Here is an 11963-nt window from a genome sequence, read left to right as displayed (position 1 = left end):
GAACGCGCGGCCCTTAGCTTCGTCGCGGGTGGGTGAGGCGCGTGTACGTCTCTCCAGTCACACGAGCATGAACAGCGTAATCAGGACGAAAACCACGGAGCTCGCAACCATGGGCTTGTTCTCCAGCGCTTTCTCCGGGAGTGACATCGACTCGTACTCCTCTCGGAAGGCATCGAGGTTCTCATCGTTGTAGAAGTACTTCTTTTTGAGAGCAAACCGTTCCGAGGTCGCACAGCCGGAGCAGACCGGAGTTCCTTCGGTGTGTTCGGTCTTGATATGGCGGCGACAGTTGATGCTTCCACAGTTGTCGCAGTACGTGTGGTCGGTAAACCGACGCCACCCACAGTGAACACACTGACCGATTCCGTTCTCTATCGTGTGACGTGATGGTCCCGCCGCGTAGTATTCGAGCGAGTACGAGTAGTTCTGGAGCTCCGTGGTCGACCGGACGCGTGGGAGGTAGAGTGACGAAATTGACCCGACAGACACGTCCGAGAGCTTCGGCTCGCACTCCTTCTCGTAGTCAACGTTGTTGTCACCCGTGTATTCCACCGTCTCGGTGTACTTGGTTCGGAGGTGGTCGACCGCCCAGTCTTTGTAGCCCGTCTCTGTCAGCGCGAACCTACCGAGAGATGACTCGCCGAACGTGTCTTCGACGGACGAACTCTCTATACTCACGGTGTGTGCGCCGCCATCCGCAACCAACTCGGCAACGTTCGAATCCACAATCACTGGCTCGTCGGCCTCCGCACGAACGACCACTTCGTCCCGTTCGTCGACTTCGTGCACGACGCCGACCGACGTCTCGAACGTCGCGTCCGTTCGAGCGCGTATCGACACCAGCGGTTCGTACACGACCGTCGAGTTCGCCTTCGGAAGCGATTCCGGAGTGAGGTTCTTGACGGAACGAAATGCCTCCCGGACAGGGGCTTCGACCCCGCCTGCTGGGTCAACGGGACGAAGTGTCTGGTCGCAGAGTATCTCGATTCGACCGTTGTATAGGTTGAGTCCGATATCGTCCGCGATGTCCCTGAGGTCGGTCCCGTCGATGAAGCCGATTGTCGCGTCGTGGCCGTTCTCGCGCAATCGCTCGGCGTACTCCCGGGCCGGCTCTGTCACCTGTCCCGTCGTCACAACGATTCCCCGTTTCGGACCGTGGAACTCGTAGGTCGCCACCGCTGAGTGGAGTTTCTGGACGACTGGTCTACCGACCGAGTGCTGGTGCTTACACTCGACGACGATTCCGCGCTGCTGTCCGTCTACGGTTTCCTCCATGAGGATGTCCCGTCCCTCGTCCCCCGTTTTCTTCGACTGGCGGACGTTCTGGTAGCCGAGTTTTCTGAATACGTCTTCCATTACGTCCTCGAATTCGTGGCCCGAAAGCTCGTCTAAAACCGTCATAGTATCTGTGAGAAATGCTATTAATTATCTCTTTCTCCAAGGAAGACACGGATCGCCGATGTCTTTTGCCTCACCCCGACACCCTTTTCCACGCGCCACGCGCCACTGAGTGACATGGACCTCGAAGCGCGCATCGCCGCCTTCCGCGAGTGGGTCGAGGAGTGGGCGCGCGGCCTCTACCACGGGATGATATCGCACCCGGCCTACGAACTCGTCGAGAAGGAGGCCGAGGACCAGGAGGACGCCTTCCTCCTCGCGTGTTTCCCCGACGCGTTCGGCATCCCCTCGCCCGTCTCCTACTACACGGCGGAACTCCTCCCGTACCTCGCCGAGGAGTTCGACCAGTGGGAACGGCGGATGTGGGACCGCGAGTCGATGCTCGAACGGAAGGGCCAGCAGTACCACTTCTGATGGCCGACATCGAGCGGTTCGTCTTCTTCGGCGGGAAGGGCGGCGTCGGCAAGACCACCGTCTCGTCGGCGTACGCCCACAAGTGCGCGACGGCGGGGCTTGAGACCCTCCTCGTTTCGACGGACCCCGCCCACTCGACGGCCGACGTCTTCGACCAGCACTTCGCGGACGACCCGACGCCCGTCGAGGGGTACGATTCACTGTCCGTGATGGAGATCGATCCCGACGTCGCGGTGGACGAGCACCTGATGGAGATCAAGCGGGCGCTGGGCGATCAGGTGAGTCCGAGCATCGTCAACGAGATCGACCGGCAGATAGAGTTGGCCCACCAGACGCCGGGCGCACACGAGGCGGCCCTGTTCGACCGGTTCATCGAGGTGATGCGCTCTGCGGACGACTACGACCGCGTCGTCTTCGACACCTCGCCCACCGGGGGGACCCTCCGACTGCTCTCGCTCCCCGAGTATCTGGAGGGGTGGATCGACCGGCTTCTCCAGAAACGTGAGTCGAGCGTGGACCTCTACGAGAAGGCCGCCATCGGGGGCCGGGAACCCCGGCGTTCGCAGGTCGGCGACCCCATCATCGCCCGCCTCCAGCAACGAAAGGAGAACTTCGAGTTCGCGGGCCGGACCCTGCGAAACGAGGCCGCCTTCTTCCTCGTGCTCAACCCCGACGAGTTGTCGCTCCGGGAGACGAAGCGGGCCATCGAGAGCTACGCCGAGAAGAACCTCCCCGTGAACGGCCTCGTGATGAACCGCCTGACGCCGGAACCCGACCCGGAGGAGGACGGGCGGGGCGCGCGCTACCTTCGGGACCGGGTCGAGACGGAGTCGACCCGGGTCCGAACGGTCCGCGAGGAGTTCGACCCGCCGCTGGTCGCGGCCATCGAGACGCGCATCGCGGAGGTCAAGGGCGACCTGCTGGCGGACGTGGCGGACGAACTCGACGTGTCGGTCTGAGACCGATTCACTTGTTTGTGGCCTCCACGTTCCTGATTTCGGACCTTTGAGCGTGAGCGATGAGAAGTCTTAACTTTACGATGACCATGAATCGGAGTACACTATGGTACAGGTTGCCGTACTGGTGATCCTCTCACTCGTCACGTTCACGGTGGGCTATCTGGGGTACTCCCGGTATCTCGCCCAGTTCGTCGAACTCGACGACGAGAACGACACGCCAGCACACAAGTACGAGGACGGGCAGGAGTACGTCCCTGCCAAGAAGAGCGTCCTCCTGGGGCATCACTATTCGAGCATCGCGGGGGGCGCGCCCATCGTCGGCCCCATCACGGCCGCGGCCGCCTTCGGGTGGCTGCCGGCCATCCTCTGGATCGCCATCGGGAACCCCCTGTTCGGCGCGGTCCACGACTTCATGTCCCTCTCGGCGTCCGTGCGCCACGAGGGGAAGTCCATCGGGTACATCATCGGCCAGTACGTCGGGGAACGGGGCAAGAACATGTTGCTGTGGTTCGCGTTCCTGACCATCATTCTCGTCATCGCCGTGTTCGCGCTGGTGGTGGCGGTGGTGTTCAACGCCTTCCCCTCCTCGGCGACGGCGTCGTTCGTCTACATCATGCTGGCGCTCCTCTTCGGGGTCTACCTCTACCAACTCGACCTGCCCTTCCTGCCGGGCGCCGTCGCGTTCGTCGCGATGGTGTTCGCCGGCGTCTGGGTCGGCATCCAGTACCCCATCGCGATGGTCGGCACCGAGGAGACGGCGGCGGACGTCATCGTCCTCCTCGGTGACGCCGCGGCGTGGAACTGGCTCCCCCTGTCGGAGTCCCTCGGCGCGAACGTCGCCGCGTGGGTGCCCGTCGTCGTCATCTACGGGTTCGTCGCGAGCGTCCTGCCCGTCTGGGTGTTGCTCCAGCCGCGTGACTTCCTCACCTCCAGCCTGCTGTACACCGGCGTCGGCGGGATGCTCCTCGCCGTCCTCGTCGCCACTGTCATGGGTCTGACCGGGAACGGGTTCTCGGTCACTGTCGGCGAGCAGACGTACACGCAACTCACGACCAACTACGACGCGTTCCTCGGGTTCAACAGCGTCATCGGTCCCATCTTCCCGTTCCTGTTCGTCACCATCGCCTGCGGGACCATCAGCGGGTTCCACTCGCTGGTCTCCTCGGGCACGACGGCCAAACAGCTGAACAAGGAGACCGACGCCCGCGACATCGGCTACGGCGCGATGCTCGGCGAGGGCCTGCTGGCGACCACCGCCGTCGCCGCCTTCGCCATCGTCGCCTCCACGGAGTTCCTCGGAAACTCCGGCGTCGTCGGTGCGCTCGCCAACTTCCCGACCGGCGGCGCGGTGATGCTCGGGGCCGGCTTCGGCATCCCGCCCGCCGTCGGCGCGGCGTTCATCGGCCTCGTGTTCGTCAGTTTCCTGCTGACGAGTACCGACACCGCGGTCCGCCTGGGCCGGTACATGATGGACGAGATCGTCGGCGTCCCCGAGTCCACCGTCGGCCGCGCGGCGACCAACCGCTACGTCAACGCCGGCTTGCTCCAGTGTGTTCCCGCCTACGTCCTCGTCGGCAGCGGGACGTGGTCGAGCCTCTGGCCGCTGTTCGGCGGCGCGAACCAGACGCTCGCCGCGCTCGCCCTACTCGCGGCGACGCTCTGGCTGGCCAACTGGGACGACACGAAACAGCTCCTCTCGACTGGGCTGCCGATGGCGCTGATGCTCGTCATCACCGTCACGGCGCTGCTCTGGATCGGCCTGCTGCGGGCGCCCGGCCAACTGCTGGGCGCACTCGCCGAGGGCGACCTGTTCCTCGTCGCCTCCTTCGGCGTCCAGAGCCTCATCGCGCTGGTGCTCGCCGCCCTCGCCGTCTCCATCGCGTGGATGGGCTACAAGAACATCCGCGAGGCGCGCCAGACGACGAGCTTCACGGCGGCGGACGACTAGCACCCCCTTCTCCCCACGGTTCGGGGCTCCTCGGCCCCGACGGGGCTGTGCGTGTCCCCGGCATTCTCCTCGGTTGCTCTCGACGGGCGCGAACACGTTCACTGGGGGTTACACGCCGCGGTACACATTTACGACAGTAGTCATCAGCACCGTACATGAGCGGTCACGACGAGGAGCAGGACGCCGAATCGCGGCCGACTCCCGAAGAGACGAGCGCCCCGGATGCCCCCCTGAAGGAGTTCGTCGCGCTCTACGAGACTGGTCAGGCGGGACTTCGCGTCACCGATACGCCCGCCAACGGCTGTCAACCCGTCGTCGACCTCGACACGAACGGGCACAGCAGCCAGTACGAACACGAAATCAGGGACGCTGTACTCGCGGCGATCGACACCGTCCTCGGCGAGGATCACGGCCATCGGAGCGAAATCACGGCCGTCGAAGAGGTCGTGCGGAGCGAACTGAGCGACGAGGAGATCGACCGGCTCAAAGGCTGAGGCGCGGAACGAAAGGGGGTACCAACGCGGGTACCTCCGCGTTGCGACCACTGCGAGCGGGAAGCGGACACGCCACCATCGCCGTGACGGACGGCGAGAAACGCTCCGGGGAGCGCCTTGTCGCCCGTGCCCGAACGGCAATCACTACCACAGAACGAACTGAGGTAAACGCTGAGCTTCCCACTGCTTGCACGCTCGGAGAATACGGCCCCTATTAAGCACGGCAACCTTGCGAATGCAGCGTCGGTCGTATTTCCGTCGCCCGTTCGAGGTACGACCCGGTATCGGTCGCGCCCCGGTGGTTCGGGCGAGTCCGCGGGAACTCGTCGGCGGTGCGTCCTGACGGTCCTCGGCGCACGCCTCAGAACAGGCCCCGAAGCCGACCGAGAAACCCGTCCTCTGCCTCCTCCCCACCCCACAGGCGGAACGCGTCGACGACGCCCACGCCGGAGTCGACGCTCTCCTCGCGGTCGGGGACGACCACCGCCAGTTCGACCTCGTAGTGGCCGTGGTAACCGTACTTGAGCATCGTCCGGTCTTCGAACCCCGAGACGAACGAGCGCACGTCGTCGGGGAGTTCCTCGGCGACGAGGACGAACACGAAGTCCGTCGAGAAGTGCTCCTCGCTCGGTTCGACCCACGTCTCGGCGAGATCGTGAGCCAGCGAGACGAGGCGTTCGAGGTCGGACACGCGAACTCGGTCGACCCGCCGGGCGAACAGGTGTTCGGCGGAGTGCTGGTGGCCGTAGGTGATGGCGGGGTGGATGAACTGCTTGTGGGTGTCCATGTCCATCCGACCGTAGAGGTCGAACGACTCGCCGCCCGCCCGATAGTCGCGTTCGAGGTCGTAGTTGAACTGCAGGCGGTCGGCCACCCGGTCTACGTAGTCGTCGTCCCACTCGGGGCGGGCCTCTTCCTCCGCCTCGCCCGCGTGGTCGGCGTCCACGTCCGCGCCCGGGTCGCCCTCGCTCATCGCCCGTCGCCCGGGTCGCCCCCTCCGTCCTCCTCGGGGTCGTACGCGTGGACGTCGCCCTCGACGGGCGGCGCGCCGATGGCGAGGACGGTCACCCGTTCCTCCGCGTCCGCCGGGTTGTACGCCCGCTGGGGGCTGCCGGGGTCGACGGCGAACAGGCCGCCAGTCGGCACCTCGTAGGTCCCCTCGGGCGTCTCGACGGCCAGCGTCCCCGAGACGACGTAGAGCGCCTCCTCCTGTTCGTCGTGGTAGTGGTACGCGAGGGGCAACTGCTCGCCGGGGTCGGCGCCGAAGCGGTTGACGGCCATCGACGACAGGCCGGCCGGTTCCGAGAACCGGTGCATCGTACAGGGGCGGTCGGGTTCGGTTTCGAGCGTCTCGGGGTCGACGACGCGGTATCCCATATCGGGCTACGAGCGCGCGCCGCTCAAAACCGTGTCGTACGCGAACGCTTAACTGGGCGTCGCCCGACTGTGCGCGACATGGGAGGGAAAGAGACCGAGACCTGCGGGCGGTGTGCGATGAGTTCCGTCTCGGGCACGATGGAGGACGCGCCCGACCCGTTCGCGGGCGACCGCATCGAGGTGTCCGAGGACGAGGCGCGCCTCGTCTCGCCCGGCGCGTGGCTCTCCGGGGTCAAGGACCGACTGGACGCCGCCGCCTCCCGGTTCGTCTACGGACGCTGACCCCGCCCCGTCCGACGCCCGGCACCCGCACCGGGAGAGCTTTTTAGACCTGCACTCCGTAGAGGTGTCATCGTTCATATGGAAGAGAGCGTCTCGGGGTTCAGCGTCACCGGATCGTGGGGCGACGTCGTCGAACACGGCGAGCGACTGACACGCGCACTTCACGACATCGAGAGCGAGGGCGTCTCGGTCCCCGATGGACCGTTCGAGGAGTGGGACGAGTGGCGCCCCAAGAACCACGAACGGCTCGACGAGGACGTCAACCACAAGACAGCAGAACAGGCAAGCGTGAAAGAGGGGCGCGGCGAACGCGCGGGCAAGGACCCCGACGAGGACCTGCGCACCGCCGGCGAGAAACTCTCGGAGTCCTACGAGAAACTGGACGAGGACACCGACGAGGCCGTCGACAAGTGGGGCGAGTCCATCGACTACGTCGCGCGCGCCGCCGACTCCGCCAGCCGGAAGGCCCTCCGCAAGGTCGAGGGCGTCGTCTACCGCAAGGTGATGACCCAGATGTCTCCGTACTACTTCGACAACGACCTCGTCAGCGCCAACCTCCAGCGACAGGGCCGTCGGGACCCGCCCACCTACCGCTTCGAGGTGAACGTCAACGACGACGACCTGAAGATTCGCGTCTCGAACAAACTGGCCGACTACGAACAGAGCGTCGACCGCTGGCACGTCGACACCGAGAAGGACACCGAACTGCTCGAGACGGTCGAGGGCGGCGAGGGCGTCGACATCCCCGACAGCGGGGACGACGCGAACCCCAGAATCAGCTAGCGCGGTTCTGTCGAGCTATCCTCCCGTCGCGTTCACCCGTTCGAGCGCCTCGTCCGCCCACGCGGGCCGTTCAACCGTCGTCTCGCCGACGGCCGAGTAGGTGACCCGTACCACCTGCTGGTGCCCGGTGTCGAGGACGACCACGACGCGCACCTCCGAGACGAGTCCGCGTTCGTCCACGACGGCCGTCAGCGTGGCGTTCTCGACGTTCCCACTGAGGTTCTCGAACTCGGTCGCCTCGACGCGGTAGCGCTCCCACTCGCCCTCGGTGTCCAGCCGTTCGACCGCGACTCCCGTCGCTCCCGACAGCAGCGGTTCCAGGGTGTCCCCGGGACTGAGTCGCGCGGGCGGTCGGAGTTGCTGGCGCTGGTACTCCCACTCGCCGCCCCGCGACCAGCGAACGTACCGGTGGTCACCGTCGGCCCACGACTCGCGGCGCTCCGTACCGCGCGCCTCCGCGAACCCGCCGGTGTAGCGTGCCGACGTGTTGTACTGGAGGCGGTCGGCGGCGTACTGTCCCCGCGTGACGCTCTCTCGAATGACCGACCCGTTCGCGGCGAGCAACTGGAGCCGGTAGGTCGCGGCGAACGACCGGTTCGCGAGCACTCGCTCGTGGGCGGTCGCTAGCGCACTCGCGTTGACGAGTTCGGATTCGGTCAGGCCGGGGGCGATCGTCCCGCCGTGGAGGTCACGGGGCACGTCGGCGGGCGTCACGTCGCCGTCGCTGTCGCCGCCCCCGAGGCCGTTACAGCCCGCGAGGACGACGAGACAGGCGCACAGAAGCGGGAGGGCGCGCATCGAGTCTGCGTTCCCTCACGAGTCGCATAACTCTTGGCACGGTGTGCCACCCCGAGGCGGCCACGGTGCGCAATACGAGGCTTCTTGAGTGGGCCAGCGGTACGTCTCCCCGAATGGTCGCCGTCGAACTCGTCGCCACCCTCTTCGTCGCGAGCGTCGCGTCCCTGTTCATGGCGTGGGCCATCGGCGCAGGGTCGTCTGGGTCGACGCCGTTCGCGCCCGCCGTCGGGGCCAACGCCATCTCCGTGATGCGAGCGGGGTTCGTCGTCGGCATCCTCGGTCTCCTCGGGGCGGTGTTGCAGGGCGAGAACGTCACCGAGGCAGTGGGCCGCCAGCTCATTGAGGGCGCGACGCTCTCGCCCGTGGCCGCGACGGTGGCGCTCACCCTCGCGGCCGTCCTCGTCGCCGTGGGCGTCTTCGCGGGCTACCCCATCGCCACCGCGTTCACCGTCACCGGGGCCGTCGTCGGCGTCGGCCTCGCCCTCGGCGGCGACCCGGCGTGGGCCAAGTACCGGGAGATTTCGACGCTGTGGGTGCTCGTCCCGTTCGTCGGCGGCGGCGCGGCCTACCTCACGGCGCGCGTCCTCAGAAGCGAGTCGGTACCCGAACGCTACGCCATCCCGGCGCTGGCGGGCGTCGTCGGCGTCATCCTCGCGAACGTCCAGTTCGCCCTGCTCGGTCCCGCGGGACAGGCGGCGAGCGTCGTCGAGGCGGCGTTCATCAACACCGACGTGTTCCCGACGGTGCTCCCGTGGCAGGTGGGCATCTCGCTCCTGTTCGCCCTCGTCGGGGCGGGCCTGCTCTACCGCGACATCGCCCGCGACGAACTGGCCGGCCAGCGCCACTTCCTGCTGGTCCTCGGCGGCCTCGTGGCGTTCTCGGCGGGGGGGAGTCAGGTCGGCCTCGCCATCGGCCCCCTCCTGCCCCTGCTCGACGACGTGTCGTTCACCGTCCCGCTGGTCGCCGTCCTCTTCGGCGGCGGGTTCGGCCTCCTCGTCGGGTCGTGGACCGGCGCACCCCGGATGATCAAGACGCTCTCGCAAGACTACTCCTCACTCGGGCCGCGTCGTTCCATCGCGGCGCTCATCCCCTCGTTCGCCATCGCCCAGACCGCCGTCTTCCTCGGCGTCCCCGTCTCGTTCAACGAGATAATCGTCTCGGCCATCATCGGGTCGGGCTACGCCGCGGGCGGGGCGGGTGTCAGCCGCGAGAAGATGCTGAAGACGGTGGCCGCGTGGGTGGCCTCGCTCGCCCTCGCCGTCGGCCTCGGCTACGGCGCGTACACCGCCGTCTCGTTGGTCCTCGGCGTCGCCTGATTCGACTACGCGGACAGGATACCCACTCGCCCGTCGAACAGCGGGTCGTTCAGCCACTCTACCGTCCCGTCGCCCCACGGTTCCGGGTCGGCGGTCGAGAACGTTCCCGAATCGCCGTCGAGGAGGTACGCACACGGTCCCGGCCCGAAGCGCTCGGTTCGCGCCGCGAGTTCCGACCCCGCCTCGGGTACCGCAATCGAGAGCGGCGCGCCGGGGACCGTCCGCATCTCGGCGTCGAGGGGTGTCTCGACTGGCTGGGGCGTCGGGAGTCGCCAGCGCCGCCGGAGCGCTCCGAGGAGCGTGTCGGCTCGCTCTCCGGGAACCGCGAGGACCACCTCCGCGACGCTCGCGGGGTTCGTCGGGTCAGCCTCGCCGACGCGCCACTCGCGGGGCGTCCGGTCCGCGATGCAGAATGGGAGTCCGGAGTCGAGGTGCCTGCCGAGGTCCCACTCCAGTCGGCGGCCGTCGGGTCGGTCGCGCGTGCCCGGGAGAGGGCCGCGGACGGCGAGTCCGGCCCGAATCGAACGGACGAGCGTCTCCTCTACGCTCTCGACCCGGAGACACCAGTCGGCGGGACCGGCGCCCGCCTCGACGTGGGCGGGCCACCAGCCCGGTTCGCCGCCGGTCCCGGCGAGGAACTCGACGTAGGTACCGTCACCGAGCGTGAGGAGCGCCATCTCCGTGTTCGCGTCCGGGTGGGAACCGCCGTACTCGACGGCGAGGCCGACGCGGTCGGTGGCGGTGGTGAGCGAATCGAGGTCGGGGACGGCGAAGACGACGTGGTCGAGTGCACGCTCACCCCGTGGAGACTTCTTCCGTCTCCTGCCCCTCGTCGGGCAGGGTCCGGGTGACGCGGGCTTTCATGATGCGGGTGTTGTCGACCTGCTCGACGCGGATGACCACGTCGTCGTAGTCGATCTCCTCGCCCTCCTCGACGAGGCGACCCGCGCGGTTGAAGATGAACCCGGCGATGGTCTCGAACTCCTCGCCCTCGGGGAGGTCGATGTCGAGTGCCTCGTTGACCTCGTCGATGTTGACCTCGCCGCGGACGACGGCCGTGTCGTCGTCGACGAACTCGATGGGTTCCTCCTCTTCCCCTTCGAGAATCTCGCCGACGATCTCCTCGGTGAGGTCCTCCATCGTCACCAGCCCCTCCGTGGTGCCGAACTCGTCGATGACGATGACCATGTGCATCCGGTTGGTGCGCATCTCCCGGAGGAGGGCGTCGACGTTCTTCGACTCGGGGACGTGGAGCGTGGGCTGGACGAGGTCCTCCAGTTCGAGGTCCTCGCGCTCGCCGTAGTTCAGGTCGCGCACGAGGTCGCGGATGTGGACGACGCCGACGACGTTGTCGAGGCTTCCCTCGTAGACGGGCATCCGGGCGTGGCCCGACTGGATACACGACTCGATGGCCTCCTCGATGTCGGCGTCCTTCGGGATGGCGGTCATGTCCAGTCGGGGGGTCATCACCTCCTTCGCGATGGTATCGTTGAACCGGAGGGTGCGCTGGAGCATGGCGCGTTCGTCCTCGTCGAGGACGCCCTCGCGTTCGCCCGTCTCGATGATGTCCTGTATCTCCTGACGGGTGACGTAGGACGTCTCGATGGCCGCCCGCCCGCCCGTGATGCGGTTGACCTGCCGGGTGAGGAAGTCGAAGGTGACCACGAGGGGCAGGAGGACGTACTCCGCGAGCTGGAGGGGCCGCGAGATGCGGAGCGCCCACGACTCGGTGTTCTCGATGGCGTAGGACTTGGGGGCGCTCTCGCCGAACAGGAGGACGAGTGCCGTGACGCCGAACGTGGCGACGGCGACGGCCTGCCCGCCCGAGAGGCCGTAGAACGCCAGCAGCCCGGTCGCGATGGAGGACATCGCGATGTTGACGATGTTGTTGCCGACGAGGATGGTCACCAGCAGTCTGTGGGGGTCCTCCTTGAGGCTCTTGAGGGTCGCCGCGGCCTTCGACCCCTCCTCGTTCAGCGCCTCCACGCGGTGGGAGGCGAGCGAGAACATCGCGATCTCCGACGAGGAGAAGAACGCCGAGAGGGCGATGAGGACGACGATGACCAGCCAGCCGATGGTCGTGAACACGTCCGCCCCGAGTTCGACCCCGAGGACATCGATGGCGTCGGACTGGAGGAGCATCGCCACTCGTGCGGGGAACGTGGAGAGCGCTAGCGACAGACTATGGCCCATT

The 11963-nt window shown here is 66.9% G+C and carries 12 protein-coding genes and 1 pseudogene; 7 read left to right on the top strand and 6 right to left on the bottom strand.

Annotated features, from left to right (window positions below):
• Positions 1-57 precede the first annotated feature (57 nt).
• The gene (locus tag NKG96_RS00205) at positions 58-1401 is read right to left on the bottom strand and encodes a restriction endonuclease (protein WP_254536430.1); all 1344 of its coding nucleotides are present in this window, start codon (positions 1399-1401) and stop codon (positions 58-60) included.
• A 114-nt stretch (positions 1402-1515) separates the two neighbouring features.
• Here NKG96_RS00205 and NKG96_RS00200 point away from each other — a divergent pair, with 114 nt between their 5' ends.
• The 4 genes from NKG96_RS00200 to NKG96_RS00185 all read left to right on the top strand — a co-directional run bounded on the left by NKG96_RS00200 (position 1516) and on the right by NKG96_RS00185 (position 5213).
• Positions 1516-1812 (top strand): DUF7990 family protein, encoded by a 297-nt coding sequence (locus NKG96_RS00200; protein ID WP_254536429.1) that lies wholly within the window; start codon positions 1516-1518, stop codon positions 1810-1812.
• A gap of 8 nt (positions 1813-1820) precedes the next feature.
• Positions 1821-2771 (top strand): ArsA family ATPase, encoded by a 951-nt coding sequence (locus tag NKG96_RS00195; protein WP_254538163.1) that lies wholly within the window; start codon positions 1821-1823, stop codon positions 2769-2771.
• Between the two features lie 103 nt (positions 2772-2874).
• Positions 2875-4719, top strand: coding sequence for a carbon starvation CstA family protein (locus NKG96_RS00190; protein WP_254536428.1), 1845 nt, complete (start codon positions 2875-2877; stop codon positions 4717-4719).
• A 155-nt stretch (positions 4720-4874) separates the two neighbouring features.
• Positions 4875-5213: a hypothetical protein gene (locus tag NKG96_RS00185; protein WP_254536427.1), complete on the top strand. Its 339-nt coding sequence runs from the start codon at positions 4875-4877 to the stop codon at positions 5211-5213.
• Between the two features lie 361 nt (positions 5214-5574).
• On the opposite strand, the gene NKG96_RS00180 is transcribed toward NKG96_RS00185, so the two are convergent.
• Together NKG96_RS00180 and NKG96_RS00175 are read right to left on the bottom strand one after the other, a co-directional pair.
• Positions 5575-6186: a DUF8052 family protein gene (locus tag NKG96_RS00180; protein ID WP_254536426.1), complete on the bottom strand. Its 612-nt coding sequence runs from the start codon at positions 6184-6186 to the stop codon at positions 5575-5577.
• Positions 6183-6590, bottom strand: a complete 408-nt coding sequence (locus NKG96_RS00175) for a cupin domain-containing protein (protein ID WP_254536425.1) — start codon at positions 6588-6590, stop codon at positions 6183-6185. Before NKG96_RS00175 ends, NKG96_RS00180 begins: the two co-directional genes overlap by 4 nt.
• A gap of 78 nt (positions 6591-6668) precedes the next feature.
• Between NKG96_RS00175 and NKG96_RS00170 the strand changes: the two genes are divergently transcribed.
• Together NKG96_RS00170 and NKG96_RS00165 are read left to right on the top strand one after the other, a co-directional pair.
• Positions 6669-6872, top strand: a complete 204-nt coding sequence (locus tag NKG96_RS00170; protein ID WP_254536424.1) for a DUF8007 family protein — start codon at positions 6669-6671, stop codon at positions 6870-6872.
• Between the two features lie 78 nt (positions 6873-6950).
• Positions 6951-7655, top strand: coding sequence for a DUF5828 family protein (locus NKG96_RS00165; protein WP_254536423.1), 705 nt, complete (start codon positions 6951-6953; stop codon positions 7653-7655).
• 15 nt (positions 7656-7670) lie between these two features.
• Here the strand turns inward: NKG96_RS00165 and NKG96_RS00160 are convergent, their stop codons facing one another.
• Positions 7671-8453: a DUF7537 family lipoprotein gene (locus tag NKG96_RS00160; RefSeq protein ID WP_254536422.1), complete on the bottom strand. Its 783-nt coding sequence runs from the start codon at positions 8451-8453 to the stop codon at positions 7671-7673.
• A gap of 113 nt (positions 8454-8566) precedes the next feature.
• Here NKG96_RS00160 and NKG96_RS00155 point away from each other — a divergent pair, with 113 nt between their 5' ends.
• Positions 8567-9769, top strand: a complete 1203-nt coding sequence (locus NKG96_RS00155) for an inorganic phosphate transporter (RefSeq protein ID WP_254536421.1) — start codon at positions 8567-8569, stop codon at positions 9767-9769.
• Between the two features lie 5 nt (positions 9770-9774).
• Here NKG96_RS00155 and NKG96_RS00150 read toward each other — a convergent pair.
• Both NKG96_RS00150 and NKG96_RS00145 read right to left on the bottom strand, forming a co-directional pair.
• A pseudogene (locus NKG96_RS00150) lies at positions 9775-10545 on the bottom strand (VOC family protein); the annotation flags it as partial.
• A 19-nt stretch (positions 10546-10564) separates the two neighbouring features.
• On the bottom strand, positions 10565-11911 hold the full coding sequence (locus NKG96_RS00145) for a hemolysin family protein (RefSeq protein ID WP_368409322.1): 1347 nt from the start codon (positions 11909-11911) through the stop codon (positions 10565-10567).
• Positions 11912-11963 lie beyond the last annotated feature (52 nt).

The organism is Halomarina litorea, assembly GCF_024227715.1.
GTDB classification, from domain to species: domain Archaea; phylum Halobacteriota; class Halobacteria; order Halobacteriales; family Haloarculaceae; genus Halomarina; species Halomarina litorea.
This window is presented reverse-complemented; position numbering and strand designations above follow the sequence as displayed.